Source organism: Cellvibrio sp. GW822-FHT04B05, assembly GCF_058800985.1.
The window spans coordinates 51,345-65,481 of record NZ_JBXAMU010000003.1 but is presented as its reverse complement, the minus strand read 5'-3'; the positions used below and the strand labels follow the sequence as shown (position 1 = coordinate 65,481).

The 14,137-nt window shown below is 49.7% G+C and carries 15 protein-coding genes; 10 read left to right on the top strand and 5 right to left on the bottom strand.

Annotated features, from left to right (window positions below):
- Window positions 1-97 precede the first annotated feature (97 nt).
- Both AC1RJL_RS10320 and AC1RJL_RS10315 read right to left on the bottom strand, forming a co-directional pair.
- Complete coding sequence (locus AC1RJL_RS10320; RefSeq protein ID WP_492913610.1) at window positions 98-373, bottom strand: HU family DNA-binding protein; 276 nt, start codon at window positions 371-373, stop codon at window positions 98-100.
- A gap of 45 nt (window positions 374-418) precedes the next feature.
- The gene (locus AC1RJL_RS10315; RefSeq protein ID WP_492913608.1) at window positions 419-613 is read right to left on the bottom strand and encodes a hypothetical protein; all 195 of its coding nucleotides are present in this window, start codon (window positions 611-613) and stop codon (window positions 419-421) included.
- Window positions 614-660: 47 nt separating this feature from the next.
- Here AC1RJL_RS10315 and AC1RJL_RS10310 point away from each other — a divergent pair, with 47 nt between their 5' ends.
- The 6 genes from AC1RJL_RS10310 to AC1RJL_RS10285 all read left to right on the top strand — a co-directional run bounded on the left by AC1RJL_RS10310 (window position 661) and on the right by AC1RJL_RS10285 (window position 7,028).
- On the top strand, window positions 661-1,140 hold the full coding sequence (locus AC1RJL_RS10310; protein ID WP_492913606.1) for a chorismate--pyruvate lyase family protein: 480 nt from the start codon (window positions 661-663) through the stop codon (window positions 1,138-1,140).
- Between the two features lie 555 nt (window positions 1,141-1,695).
- Window positions 1,696-2,694 carry a 4-hydroxybenzoate octaprenyltransferase gene (gene ubiA, locus AC1RJL_RS10305; RefSeq protein WP_492914729.1) on the top strand — a complete coding sequence of 333 codons (999 nt, stop codon included), beginning with the start codon at window positions 1,696-1,698 and terminating at the stop codon, window positions 2,692-2,694.
- Window positions 2,695-2,882: 188 nt separating this feature from the next.
- Window positions 2,883-3,581: a phosphate regulon transcriptional regulator PhoB gene (phoB, locus tag AC1RJL_RS10300; protein WP_492913604.1), complete on the top strand. Its 699-nt coding sequence runs from the start codon at window positions 2,883-2,885 to the stop codon at window positions 3,579-3,581.
- A gap of 42 nt (window positions 3,582-3,623) precedes the next feature.
- Complete coding sequence (phoR, locus tag AC1RJL_RS10295) at window positions 3,624-4,907, top strand: phosphate regulon sensor histidine kinase PhoR (protein ID WP_492913602.1); 1,284 nt, start codon at window positions 3,624-3,626, stop codon at window positions 4,905-4,907.
- A 318-nt stretch (window positions 4,908-5,225) separates the two neighbouring features.
- The gene (locus tag AC1RJL_RS10290; RefSeq protein ID WP_492913600.1) at window positions 5,226-6,386 is read left to right on the top strand and encodes a lytic polysaccharide monooxygenase auxiliary activity family 9 protein; all 1,161 of its coding nucleotides are present in this window, start codon (window positions 5,226-5,228) and stop codon (window positions 6,384-6,386) included.
- A gap of 174 nt (window positions 6,387-6,560) precedes the next feature.
- Window positions 6,561-7,028, top strand: coding sequence for a DUF2214 family protein (locus AC1RJL_RS10285; protein WP_492913598.1), 468 nt, complete (start codon window positions 6,561-6,563; stop codon window positions 7,026-7,028).
- Between the two features lie 13 nt (window positions 7,029-7,041).
- Here AC1RJL_RS10285 and AC1RJL_RS10280 read toward each other — a convergent pair whose 3' ends face one another.
- Both AC1RJL_RS10280 and AC1RJL_RS10275 read right to left on the bottom strand, forming a co-directional pair.
- A complete protein-coding gene (locus AC1RJL_RS10280) occupies window positions 7,042-8,823 on the bottom strand; it encodes an ABC transporter transmembrane domain-containing protein (RefSeq protein WP_492913596.1) in 1,782 nt (593 codons plus the stop codon).
- Between the two features lie 210 nt (window positions 8,824-9,033).
- Window positions 9,034-9,243 (bottom strand): cold-shock protein, encoded by a 210-nt coding sequence (locus AC1RJL_RS10275; protein WP_062057542.1) that lies wholly within the window; start codon window positions 9,241-9,243, stop codon window positions 9,034-9,036.
- Window positions 9,244-9,496: 253 nt separating this feature from the next.
- Here AC1RJL_RS10275 and AC1RJL_RS10270 point away from each other — a divergent pair, with 253 nt between their 5' ends.
- The 4 genes from AC1RJL_RS10270 to AC1RJL_RS10255 all read left to right on the top strand — a co-directional run bounded on the left by AC1RJL_RS10270 (window position 9,497) and on the right by AC1RJL_RS10255 (window position 12,179).
- Entirely contained in the window at window positions 9,497-9,949 is a 453-nt protein-coding gene (locus tag AC1RJL_RS10270) for a hypothetical protein (protein WP_492913593.1), read from the top strand.
- A gap of 94 nt (window positions 9,950-10,043) precedes the next feature.
- Window positions 10,044-11,243 (top strand): Bcr/CflA family multidrug efflux MFS transporter, encoded by a 1,200-nt coding sequence (locus AC1RJL_RS10265; protein ID WP_492913591.1) that lies wholly within the window; start codon window positions 10,044-10,046, stop codon window positions 11,241-11,243.
- A 17-nt stretch (window positions 11,244-11,260) separates the two neighbouring features.
- Window positions 11,261-11,479, top strand: coding sequence for a VF530 family protein (locus AC1RJL_RS10260; protein ID WP_492913589.1), 219 nt, complete (start codon window positions 11,261-11,263; stop codon window positions 11,477-11,479).
- Window positions 11,480-11,864: 385 nt separating this feature from the next.
- Entirely contained in the window at window positions 11,865-12,179 is a 315-nt protein-coding gene (locus AC1RJL_RS10255; protein WP_492913587.1) for a hypothetical protein, read from the top strand.
- A gap of 97 nt (window positions 12,180-12,276) precedes the next feature.
- Here the strand turns inward: AC1RJL_RS10255 and AC1RJL_RS10250 are convergent, their stop codons facing one another.
- Entirely contained in the window at window positions 12,277-14,091 is a 1,815-nt protein-coding gene (locus AC1RJL_RS10250) for an ABCB family ABC transporter ATP-binding protein/permease (protein ID WP_492913585.1), read from the bottom strand.
- Window positions 14,092-14,137 lie beyond the last annotated feature (46 nt).

Here is a 14,137-nt window from a genome sequence, read left to right as displayed (position 1 = left end):
AGGAGGAACCTCTTGGAATTATTGTGTGCCCTGGGTGTTGTGGCGATTGCGGCAGTTGCCTGCCGCATCCGGGAGCCGTATCTTTCGCTAACAGCAGTTATTCGTTAACGGCGTCTTTGAGGGCTTTGCCCGCCTTGAAGGTGACAGTGTTGCTGGCGGCGATTTTGATGGTTGCGCCGGTTTGTGGATTGCGGCCTTCGCGCGCAGCGCGGGCACTCACATTGAAAGTACCAAAACCGAGCAGGGCCACAGATTCACCGCGACTCAAGGCATTGGTGATTTGCTCGATGAAGGCAGAGACCACCAGGTCAGCCTTGTTAACACCCAGGTCGGTATTGTTTGCCAGAGCCACAACGATATCAGTCTTATGCATCATTTTCTCCTTAGTTATATCAATTGACACTGGAGTTTACCTTCATTAATCCGTTTGCGGCAGACTTGCACAGGCTTTTTCCACACCCAATGCCGCACTTGGGCGAACGCAAGCTGGTAAACTGCCGCCCCATTCATCCGATAAGCGTCCGCTGCCTTCCCGATAAGCGTCTCGCTGCCCTATAGAAACAGGAGTCCGTTTTGCCCAAGGCTGTGAGTTACCATTTGTCCGTACTGGCATGGCAGCCGTTGCGATCCCTTGCCCGACACCAACGCCCCGGCGTGAAAATGCAAGACTGGCTGGATGATAACGGCTCACTCACTGCCCGCCTGATCGCCGAGAGCGACGGCCAATTCCATGTGGATATAATGCGGCAATTTATCGGGGTGCCGGAATTGAATGAGCGTCAGGTGCTGGGGATGAAACGCCCTGCACTGGCGCTGATCCGCGAGGTAATCCTGTGCGGCCATGGCCAACCCTGGGTATTTGCGCGCAGTTTGTTGCCGCTCGCCAGCCTGACCGGCGCGCTGCGCCATCTGCGCAAACAAAACACTCGCCCGCTGGGTGCGTTTTTGTTTAGTCAGCCACAATTGACGCGAAGTGCCATTGCGGTGGCACGGATTAGCCGCGATCATGCCTACGTGCCCAGTGATCTGATTGGCGACAACCGGCTCTGGGGACGGCGCTCGGTTTTCTATCTGCAACAGAAACCGCTGCTGGTAAGCGAAGTCTTTCTGCCAGCCTTTGTCGCACGGCTCGATAGATAAGCTCAATAGGTAATCCGGTTACGCTAGCCCGATTAGGCTATTCCAATAATACAAACCCAATAACACAGCGTTTTGGCCATGACGACTCCCGAAGACGTAAAACCCGATACTGCACCGCCTGCGGTTACCCCAAAAAAGCCTGTTGCGAAGAAAACGGCTGCTTCAGCGGCGAGCGCGATAGTGGCTTCTGCCGCCCAAAAAGCCAGTGCCTCAACCAAAGCCGCGGTGAAAAAAACAGCTAAACCGCCTGCAACAAATGCCGTCGGTACTGATAAGCCCACGTCTAAAAAAACAGCGCAGCCCAAAGCACCAGCGAAAGTCACTGCAAAACCTCAAGCTGAAGCGAGTGCGGTAGAGCACCCCAAAACGGCAACCAAACCTGCGGCTAAAACCAAAGCAAAAGCGTCCGCAAAGGAAGCAAAACCGGCCGTACCTAAACCGGCCGTACCTAAAGTAGAAGCCCAAGTTGTTGGGCCAGTTGTGATCGAATCAATAGTCACAGCGGATACTGCGCAAGTCGAGCTAATAACACCCGTCCCATCAGCTCCTGTAGCAATGGCGGTGTCGACGCCCACCGAACCAGCCGTTGTGACAGAAAAAACAGGTTCACCCGCCAATTGGGCAAACGTTCACGCAGCAAAAATCATCAGGCGTGCAGCTGCGAAAACGGCAGAAAAAAGCCATTTTTCGGCCTATTTTCACCAAAAAGCGATTAATTATTGGCGCTTGACGCGCATGGATCGCCCCATAGGCACGCTCCTGTTGCTCTGGCCAACGCTCTGGGCGCTGTGGATTGCCGCGAAAGGTGTGCCCGGCACCAAGAACCTGGTGATTTTTGTATTGGGTGTGATAGTGATGCGCGCGGCCGGCTGCGTGATCAATGACTTTGCCGACCGCAAGATCGACGGCAAGGTTCTGCGCACCAAGAATCGCCCGCTCGCGACTGGCGCTGTCTCGGGCCGCGAAGCCATAGGCTTATTTGTTGCACTCTGCCTGATTGCCTTTACGCTGGTGCTGTTTACCGATCCGCTCACCATTAAATTGTCGGTCGGCGGGCTGCTGCTTGCGCTCTGCTATCCCTTTATGAAACGCCATACCCATCTGCCGCAAGTGGTGCTGGGCGCCGCCTTTGCCTGGGGTATACCCATGGCTTATGCCGCCGAGGCGGGCGGGTTGAACCAGCATATGTGGTTGATTTATCTCGCGGTGGTGTTGTGGACGGTGGCTTACGACACTTTTTATGCGATGGTTGACCGGGATGACGATTTGAAGATCGGAGTGAAATCCACCGCAATTTTATTTGGCGAACAGGACCGTGCCATCACTGGCATCCTGCAATTCCTGGCCCTGTACACCCTGTTCCTGGTCGGAAAACGCTTTGAACTGGGGGTTGCTTTCTACTTTGGGCTTGCTGTCGCGGCGGGCTTGTTCGTCTACCAGCAATGGCTGATCCGCTTCCGCGTACGCGAAGCCTGCTTCAAAGCCTTCCTCAATAACAACTGGGTGGGTGTGGCGATATTTGCCGGTATCGCCGTGGATTTTGCCCTACGCTAAGCAGTTGGAACGGCGCTGTTACCCATAGCGCTGCCCAATGGCCGGATTCTTTAGCAATCGCCCACATCCACTCAGGCGCTAAATTTTTACCCTGTCATAAATGTGTAACACTGAACTTATTTAATAAGCTGCAACAATAGCTTCACAAACCTGTGAAGCACCACGTGGTTTTTTCAGGCAGAACTTATATGACTGGTCGCAAAATCCTTATCGTCGATGATGAATCCGCAATCCGCGATATGCTGCGTGTGGCGCTGGAGATGGCTGAATATCAGGTCATGGAAGCGAGCAATGCCCAGGATGCGCACAGCATCATTATCGATGAAAAGCCTGACCTGATCCTGCTCGACTGGATGATGCCCGGCACCAGCGGTATCGAATTGGCGCGTCGCTTGAAGCGCGATGAAGTTACCGCCGGAACCCCGATCATCATGCTCACCGCCAAAGGTGAAGAGGACAACAAGATCCAGGGGCTGGAAGTCGGCGCCGATGATTACATCACCAAACCTTTTTCTCCCCGCGAATTGGTCGCACGCTTGAAAGCCGTATTGCGCCGCGCCGATCCGCAAATCAACTCCGCACCTATCCAGGTTCAGGGCCTGTGTCTCGACCCCGCCAGCCACCGAGTGACTATCAACAACCAATCGGTAGACATGGGGCCGACTGAATATCGCCTGCTGGAGTTTTTTCTCACTCACCAGGAAAGAGCCTATACTCGCAGCCAGTTGCTCGACCACGTGTGGGGCGGCAACGTGTATGTGGAAGAACGCACGGTCGATGTCCATATCCGCCGCCTGCGCAAAGCCCTTACGGTTGATGGCCATGAAGACCTGATCCAAACCGTACGCGGCACCGGCTATCGTTTTTCCACCCGTATTGAAGCCTGATACTGGCCAACCCGACGGGTTTAAAACTGCGAGGCTCCTCCGTTGTTAAAAGGTTTCAGCACTGAACTTCAGCGCATCCTGATTATTCTTGTGATCTGCAGCGTGATTGGTTTTTTCAGCGACCATTACTCACTGTGGATGCTACTGGGCTGTACAGCCTATATCGTCTGGATGCTGTGGCAAATGCGTCGTCTCAACCGATGGTTATTGCGACGGGAGACCGACCATCCGCCGGAAGCCAGCGGTATCTGGGGTCAGATTTTCGACAATATCTACCATCTACAACGCAACCAGCGCGCCGAAAAAGAAAACTTGCAGGCGGTCATCAAGCGTATCCAGGAAATCAGTTCTGCGTTAAAAGATGGACTGGTGATTCTTGATGCGCGCGGCCACCTGGATTTCTGGAACCCCGCGGCACACCGCATGCTTGCCCTCAATACCAAAGACCAGGGGCAGTCGGTAATCAACTTTATCCGTCACCCCAAATTCGTCAGTTATTTTGAGGAAGGCAATTACGAGGAGCCACTGGAACTGCCCTCGCCGCGCTTTCCCTCCAAACACCTGCAATTCCAGATCACTACTTTTGGCAAGCATGAGCGTTTGATCGTCGTGCGCGATGTAACCCAACTGCACAATCTGGAAAAGATGCGCCAGGATTTCGTTGCCAACGTCTCCCACGAATTGCGCACCCCATTGACGGTGATCAACGGCTATGTGGAAACCCTCGCCGACAACAATACAACGCCGAGCTGGAACAAACCCTTGCAACAGATGCAGCAACAGGCAAAGCGCATGTCGCTGTTAATTAACGATTTGCTGGTGCTCTCCAAACTCGAAACTACTGAAGCGGGTCACAACCACAAAACGATCAACATCGACCAACTACTTACCGTGGTGAAAAGCGAGGCAGAAGTCCTGAGCAAAGACAAAGCGCAGGAATTGACGCTGACCTGCGATAACACCATCAAACCTTTGTTGTTCTATGGTAACGAGAAGGAGTTGCACAGCGCCTTTTCCAACCTGGTCACTAACGCCATCAAATACACACCCGATAATGGCGTGGTAAAAGTGCGCCTCTGGCAGGATCAAAAACACTTCTATGTCGCCGTCAGCGATAATGGCCCCGGCATTGAAGCGCAACATCTTCCCCGTTTGACCGAGCGCTTTTATCGGGTCGATGCCAGCCGTAATAGTGGCACCGGTGGAACCGGTTTAGGTCTGGCAATTGTGAAACACGTGCTGATGCGTCACGACGCCGAATTAAAAATTACCAGCGAAATCGGTAAAGGCAGCACTTTTATTTGCGTGTTCCAGTTACCTCATTAAAGTGAGTCGTGTAGCCGGCACGATTCGTGACGAATATCACATTTTTTTGCCATCAAAATAATAGTCGAACTTTTTATTTCGTTTTCTACTGAAAAATTTCCGAAAATCAAACCTGCTTCTCAAACTATTACCCTCCAAACTGAAAGTCGGACTCGTAAAAACAACGTTGTCATTTTAGACTCACTCCCCATGGAATGATCTTGGCGCCAAACCAGATCAGCTTGCATGCATGGATAACAAGCGTCATCCCAAAGCGGTTTACTGAATATTGGTCAGCCGCATGTTGTTAATAAATCTAATATGTTCGGAGATGAAAAAGTGAAAAAGACAATCAAAGCATGCGGAATTTCCGCAGTAGTAATTGGTTCACTCTTGGTTGCCAGCCAAGCGTTTGCACACGGTTATGTATCTTCACCAAAAAGTCGTGCTTTTTTCTGTACCAGTGCACAAGGTGGCGCCAGTTCACCTGCGTGTGTTGCTGCTTCTGCAGCCGGTAACGCCAGCCAATATGAACCACAATCTATCGGTATCGGTGGCGCTAACGACAACCACCAAAGCCTGATTCCCGATGGCAAGCTGTGTAGCGCTAACATGACCAGCAACAACGGCCTTAACCTGGCTCGTAACGACTGGAAAGCAACCACTGTAACTGCTGGTCCTCTGGCTTTCGTATGGACGAACACTGCAGCACACAAAACTTCTTACTTCCGTTACTACATTACCAAAGAAGGCTTTAATCCTGGTGCAGCACCGTTGAAGTGGTCTGATTTGGAACAAATCCACCAGTCAGCGCCAGCAGACCAAGAACCAGTTGCTACTCACATTGTTAACCTGCCACCACGTACCGGTCGCCACATTGTGTACAGCATTTGGCAACGTGACGCACTGAGAGATGCGCCAGAAGGTTTCTATCAATGTATTGACGTTGTTTACGGCAATCCAACAAGCAGTTCTTCTGTTGGATCAACTTCTTCAGTGAAATCCAGCGTATCTTCGGTAGCATCCTCTTCAAGTGTTTCTAACAACACTTGTGCCGGTTTGCCAACCTGGAATGCCAGCACCGCTTACACAGCTCCACAACAAGTACAACACAACAACAAACGTTACTCTGCTAACTACTGGACCCAAGGTAATGATCCAGCACTGACTTCAGGTCAATACAACTACTGGTTGGATCTGGGTGCATGTACTGGTTCAACTACTTCATCAACTCCATCAAGCGTAGCGCCAAGTTCATCAAGCAAGTCAAGCACTCCAGCTGTTAGCAGCTCAAGTGTTGCTTCTTCAGTATCTACCGGTAACTGCACCTCTCCTGCTTATGTAAACGGTGCTACCTACGCTACTGGCGCTAAAGTAGTTAATGCTGGCAGCGAGTATCAATGTACTGTAGGCGGCTGGTGTACTGTTGGTGGTCCATACGCTCCAGGCACTGGCTGGGCGTGGACTAATGCCTGGAACCTGGTTCGCTCTTGCAACTAAGTCCGGTATTAATAGTTCGGCAGCGTTAAACCGGATTTCCCTGCAAGTTAATCCGGTTTAACACGCAATAAAAAAACGGCAACCTTTTGGTTGCCGTTTTTTTATGTCGATAGATTAAAGCGCATCAGTAGCGGTAGTATTAACAATACAGTCGCAATCACACAAGGAAATACTATGAGCGGAATTTTCACTAATTGGACGATGGCTTTTTTACATCACCTGGCTGCATTTTCATTATTTGCTGCCCTGGTATATGAATTTGTCCTGATACGAAAACCCTTCAGTATCGATACCGCCAAGTCCCTTCTGAATATCGATCAGGTTTACGGACTCTCGGCAATCACCATTTTAATCATCGGCTTTGGGCGAGTATTTCATTTTGAAAAAGGCAGTGACTATTATTTTCACAGCCTGCCGTTCATTGTAAAAATTTCGCTGTTTGCATTAGTCGGGATTTTGTCGATTTATCCCACGGTGAAATTTTTATCCTGGCGCAATGTATTAAAGCAACAACAATTGCCACAAGTGAGCGATGCAACCCTGATTACCATCAGACGCTTAATTCATATCGAGTTAATTGCGGTTGTTGCCATCATGTTCTGCGCCGCGATGATGGCAAAAGGCGTTGGGTATTTTGGCTAAAAATTTCGACGCATTAATTATCCAACTGGAATTGCAAGCGCGCTAATTGGCGATACAACTCGCTGCCTTCCAACAATTCAGTATGTGTACCACTGGCGACAACTTTGCCTTGCTGCAACACCAAAATCCGGTCGGCATTCACTACCGTCGATAAACGATGCGCAATCATAATCGTGGTGCGATTTGCCATCAGTACTTCGAGCGCTTGCTGTACTACCTGTTCGCTATTCGAATCCAATGCGCTGGTAGCTTCGTCCAATAATAAAATCGGGCGATCCGCAAGAATCGCGCGCGCAATGGCAATGCGCTGCTTTTGTCCGCCCGATAAACGCACACCGCGCTCGCCGAGATACGCATCCAAACCATCCGGTAACTGCTCAATAAACTCCAATGCAAATGCCGCTTTGCACGCGGCGATTACATCGCTGTCGCTGGCATCCGGGCGCGCATAGCGAACGTTGTCGCGCACACTTGCGGCAAAGATAACCGGGTCTTGCGGCACCAGCGCAATTCGCTCGCGCACTTGCTGGATATCAGCATTTTTCAGATCTACACCATCCAACAAAATTTCACCGGTGAGTGGATCATAAAAACGTTGCAGCAATTGAAAAACCGTTGTTTTTCCGGCACCCGAAGGTCCAACCAATGCAATTTTTTCGCCCGGCTTTATTTGCAAATTAAATCCATCGAACACCGGCGCATCAATACGCGATGGATAAGCAAATTGCACGTTGCGCATTTCCACTTGCCCGGGTGCAGGTACAGGTAAGGCTTGCGGGTTTTCACTTAACGGCAAGGCTGATGGTGTTGCCAGCAGTTCAACCAAGCGCTCGGTCGCACCCGCCGCGCGTTGCAAATCGCCAATCACTTCCGAGATAGTTCCCATCGCACCGGCAACCACAACCGCGTAAAAAATAAAGGCGGAAAGTTCACCGCCGGTCAGTGTTCCCTCCAACACATAATGGCCGCCAACCCACAGCACCAAGGCAATGGCACTGAACACCAGAGTGATAACCGCAGCGACCAACAACGCACGCTGGCGAATACGTTTAACACCGGTCATAAAGGTATTTTCAACCCGCTGGTTAAAGGCAATGATCGATGCATCTTCATGTCCGTAGGCTTGCACGGTGCGAATTTCGTGGATCACTTCGTCGGTGTAAGCGCCAACATCAGCAACATTGTCCTGGCTTGCGCGCGCGAGTTTGCGCAGGCGACGACCAAATACAATGATCGGCACCAGCACAAAGGGAATCGCCAGCAACACCAGCGCCGTCAATTTCAAACTGGTGATAGCGAGCATCACCAATCCGCCAATCAACAAGAGTGCATTACGCAATGCCATAGAAACGCTGGAGCCAATCACTGTCTCCAATTGGGTGGTATCGTTGGTCAAACGCGAGAGCACATCACCTGTGCGATTTTGTTCAAAGAAAAACGGCGAGAGCGTCAGCAGATGGGCGAACACCCGACGGCGCAAATCCGCAGTAATCCGCTCACCCAGCCAGGACACCAGATAAAACCGGCAATAGGTCGCTACCGACATCACCAGGATCACACCCAATAATCCCAGCAAGGCATAATTAAGTAATTGCGGGCTGCCCGCGACAAAACCTTTATCGATAACCTGCTTGAGCCCTTGGCCGATCAGCAGCACAGTAGCAGCGGCCACAACCAGCGCGCACAGTGCCAGCGCAATACGAAAACGATAGGGACGGATCAAATCCAGCAGGATCTGGCGGCGCGAGAGCGGTGCAGCAGGCGATAATGAATAGGGCGAGGAAATAGACAACATTAGTGGGTTCCCGATAACGATAAACAAGCTCAGGGAACAATTGGGGACGGCCAATCAAATACAAGGGTTGCGCGGGAGACTGATGACCTTTGTCAGTCGGTACCACACCACTGGACAAAAAATACAGGCAATAAAAAAGGCGAAATCCAAAGATTTCGCCTTTTAAGCTGTTACATCAGCAACCTTGGTCGCTGATAAGCTATCTGATAATTAGATAGCTTGAATGTTTTCAGCTTGTGGGCCTTTTTGGCCTTGGGTCACGGTGAAGCTAACTTTTTGGCCTTCAGCCAGGGTTTTGAAGCCTGAACCGGAAATAGCGCTGAAGTGAGCAAAAACGTCTGGACCAGATTCTTGTTCGATGAAACCGAAACCTTTAGCTTCGTTGAACCATTTTACAGTGCCAGTAGTAGTTTTAGACATAGTGTTACCTATTAATACAAAAGTAAGTGTACCCCGAGGGGCGTTTGTGCTGGAAATGTGGGAATTACTTATGTAAACAGGACGAAATACTATACTGGAACTTCGAAATGTGGTGCATAAATATTAGACGTACTTTCAAGCTGGAACTCAGTTTACACGCCTTTGTATCAATGTCAATCGCTTGGGTTTGCTGAAGCGCCAGACTCTTCGCGTATAATTAGACCCTTAACTTGTCCCCCTGTGAGAATCACCAATGTCATTCATGCGCCACACCTTGTTACTCCTGCCCTTACTACTCAGTGTCAGTGCATTAAACAGTTACGCACAAACAGGCAGTTTTAATCTGGAGGATTGGCCGAAGACGCAAACAGCGCTCAAGCCGATTTATGTAAAAGCCATCATGGAACAAGCGGGTGTACATCGCGTCAGTTTCAACAAGAGCGCAGAATTTTATGTCGCTGAATTGGATAAATTTTCTTCCTTTGTGCAAGAGAAAAATTACCGCCCTTATTTGAAAACATCAGTTGCGCAAAATCTGGCGACGCTCGCAGTCGTCAATTGCGATTGGAACAACGGCGTGCCGCCTTGGGAGTTTGCGCAAAAATATTTGGGCGACAAACAACTGGAACTTTTAAAACCACTTTACAACGATGCTATAACCAAACTGCAAAACAATTGCGATCAAGCGGTTGCCAATCCGCAATGATCGAAATTCCAGTGTGATTCGTTAAGATAAAACCCATCGTTTATTGCAATAAGGTCGCGTAGCATTAACACTACCTCTGTAATGCGACTGACCCATGACTAAAGAATCCCATCCGTTTTTAATTGTACTGCTTGCGGCGGTGATTGCGGTTACGCCGCTGGCAGTGGATATGTATTTGCCGGCGATGCCGGGTATTGCGCATGACCTGGATACGCATATCGGCAGCGTGCAGCAATCACTCAGTATTTTTCTCGCCGCTTATGCAGTCGGTATGTTGCTGTTTGGCCCACTCGCCGATTCACTCGGGCGCAGGCCGCTGGCGATTTTTGGTCTCACTGGCTTTACTCTCTGCAGTATTGCCCTTGCGCTTGTCGATAACATCAGCCACTTTTTGGTATTGCGCGCGCTGCAAGCATTTTGCGGTGCAGCGGCGACAGTTGTGGTACCTGGAATAGTGCGACACTTGTATCAGGAACACACCGCCAAAGGCATGTCCTATTTATCGATGATCATGATGCTCGCCCCTTTACTTGCACCGAGTATCGGCAGCGCCATTTTGTTGGTGAGTGATTGGCGCAGCATTTTTGCGGTGTTAGCGATTTACGGCGCATTGATATTTACCTTGGTGTGGAAATGGTTGCCGGAGATAAGCAAACCTATTAATGATCAACCCAAAGCGACCGGAAATTTTTTCAATGGCTATAAGATTGTTTTTTCCAATCCGCTCGCTCGTCCGCTGATTACCAGTATGATGTTTGGTTCGTTTTCCTTTTTCTGTTTTATTACTGCCGTGTCGTTTATCTACATCAAATATTTTGGTGTGAGCGAGCAGGTATTCAGCGTGTTGTTCGGGGTGAATGTTATTTGCCTGATGATCGCCAACTTTATTAATAGCCGTTTGGTTACGCGCTATGGTTCATTGCGCATGCTGCGTGCGGGACTAGCAGTTGCGCTGGTGAGTGCAATTTTGCTCTGTATCTTTAATTTCCTTGGTTTAAACATCTGGTTTAGTGTATTCAGTATCGCGCCACTAATGGGCGGCCTCACCTTGATTTCCACCAATACCGATGCGCTGATCATCATGAAATTTCCACACAACTCAGGCACCGCAACTGCAGTGACGGGTACCCTGCGTTTTGGCAGCGGCGCGTTTGCCGGTCCGCTGCTCGCTTATTTTTATACCGGCACTGCGATGCCGTTTTCGTTATTAATGTTATCGGGTGTGCTCGGCGTTATCGCCTGCCAACTCTGGTATGCATTCAATGAGAAAAAATTGCGCCCAATAATTGAATAAATAAGGTGAACTAATCCATGACCGAACAAAAAAATAATCCTTTACATGGACTGACGTTGGAAACCCTTGTCACTCGCCTCGCCGAACATTACGGCTGGGAGGAATTGGGGGAGTTAATTAATATCCGCTGTTTCCAAAGTGATCCCAGTGTGAAATCCAGTTTGAAATTTTTGCGCAAGACTCCCTGGGCACGCGAAAAAGTAGAACAGCTCTATTTGAATACCAATTTTTCATAATACCTGATAGCAGCATTTTTTGCTGATGCACTAATCAGGTTTTCCTGTCCAATCAATTGTTAATTATTGATAATAATCCTGGGCGCATTTTCTACCACACCGGGCCTCACAGCTTATTTACCGCCTGATAATGGATATAAAAATGATCGTGCCACAACACGACAACTTTTTGTCAGACGTGCTACGGCGCAGCATCAAAAAGTGCAATAAATCATCTTGCTACACCTTTTTGCCACTGTTTTGCGGGATTTATTCTTTAATCGATTTGCCGATGGGTATAGACTCTGCCGTGCGGCTATAGCAATCGCCACGGGCAGCATAGCCGGCAACCATACTGCTTGTTGTTTAGGCAATCTATTCACATATCAATCATAAGGATTACACAATGAAAATCATCCACACACTGGCAATGTTACTGGTAGCTGCAGGTCTGTTGACTGCTTGTGCTAAAGAAGAACCAAAAACCGCCACCGACGCAGCAAAAGAAGCGGCAGCTGAGAAGCTGGAACAGGCTGGCGACACCTTGCAAGAAGCGGCGAACGATGTAGGTGATGCGGCAGCTGAATTGAAAGCAGACGCGGCTGACACTGCTGAAGCCACCGGTGAAGCGATTCAGGAAAGCGCTGCTGATGCTGCCGCTACCATCGAAAACGCTGCTGAAGCTGCACAAGAAAAAGTAGAAGAAGCGACCAAAAACTAAGTCGTTGTTAACCGGGCCGATTCTTCTGGCCCGGTTATATCCCCGCTATACATCCGATCCGGAATTACTTCATCCTTCATAAATAGTCCGGAAAGCGCTACTCGCCCTCCTGCAATTGCATCGTCCACATCTGCGCATATTTTCCCTGCTGCTCCAATAATTCTGCGTGCGTTCCCTGCTCGACCACCGCACCGGCATCCAACACGATAATCCGGTCAGCATCGATTACCGTCGATAAACGATGCGCGATTACCAGCGTGGTATGGCCGCTGGCAACTTCACGCATTGCGGTAAGAATCGCCGCCTCGGAATTGGAATCCAGTGCGCTGGTCGCTTCATCAAAAATCAAAATCGGCGAGCCTTTCAACAATACCCGCGCAATAGCAATACGCTGCTTTTCGCCACCGGATACTTTTAACCCGCGCTCGCCCACTAATGTTTTGTCGCCCTCCGGCAAGCTACTAATAAATTGTTCCAGATGCGCCATTTTTATTGCGCGATCGATTTGTTCGTCGCTCGCCTGTGGATTGCCGTAGGCAATATTGTCACGGATGCTGCTATTAAACAGCACCGTATCTTGCGGGACTATGGCGATAGCGCGACGCAAACTGTCAAGCGTAAGCCCGCGAAGATCCTGTCCATCAATCCGGATACTGCCGGAATTAATATCGTAAAAACGATAGAGCAAGCGCGACAGCGTACTTTTGCCTGCGCCGGACGAACCGACAATCGCCACTTTGGCACCGGCGGGGATATGCAAATTAAAGTGCTTGAGGATCGGCCGCTCGGCATGATAACCAAACTCTACCTGTTGGAATTCAATCGTACCTTTGTTGATTTGCAATGGCTGTGCTTCCTCACTGTCAGAAATTGTTGGGCTGCGCTTGAGCAGCGCCAACATATTTTCCAGATCGGTTAACGAGCGACGAATTTCGCGGTAGACAAAACCGAGAAAGTTAAGCGGGATAAATAACTGGATCATATAGGCGTTAATCATCGCCAAATCACCCAGTGTCATTTCTTTATCGAGCACACTTTGCGCCGCCATCCACATCATCGCCGTCATTGCCAGCGCAATAATCAATGCCTGACCCGAGTTAAGCGCCAGCAGCGACATCCGGTTTTTTAATTTGGCATTTTCCCAATTGGCGAGAAACTTATCGTAAGTGTCGGCTTCGTGCTGTTCGTTATTAAAATATTTGACCGTCTCATAATTGAGCAACGAGTCAATCGCACGGGTACTGGTAGATGAATCAGCCTGGTTCGCCTCGCGCACAAATTTATTGCGCCACTCGGTAGTGTAGATGGTAAAGATCACATAGATCGCCACCGCGACAAGCGTAATCACCGCGTACCAGATAGAAAATGCAGCGGCGAAAATAATCGCTACCATCATAATTTCAAACAGGGTGGGAACGATATTGAACATTAAAAAGCGCATCAGAAAACTGATGCCATTGGTACCGCGCTCTATATCGCGGCTGATACCGCCGGTGGCGCGGTCGAGATGGAATGCAAGTTCAAGTGAATGCAAATGGTTAAACACGCGCAAACCAATTTTGCGCATGGCATGTTCGGTAACGCGGCTAAATAATGCATCGCGCACTTCACCAAAAAATACGCTGGCAAAACGCAGCGCGCCGTAAAACAAAATAAAAAAAGCCGGTAACGCCAGTTCCGGTGCGAGACTGCGGTCAACACCATCAATAATATGTTTAAGCGCCCAGGGCATCACCAGGGTCGCACCCTTGGCGGCAAGCAGTGCGACTACGGCCAATATCACCCGGCCTTTAAAATCCCACAGATAGGGTAAGAGGTAAGCCATGCTCTGGCGCAAATTCATTTTCGCGCTGGCTGCGCGCGTTTCATTATTGGGATGAACGGATAAACCTGAGGTATGCATGCCGCGCATAAAATATTCTTCTGTGGGAACGGTTTTTTCGACCGCGTATAGGAGA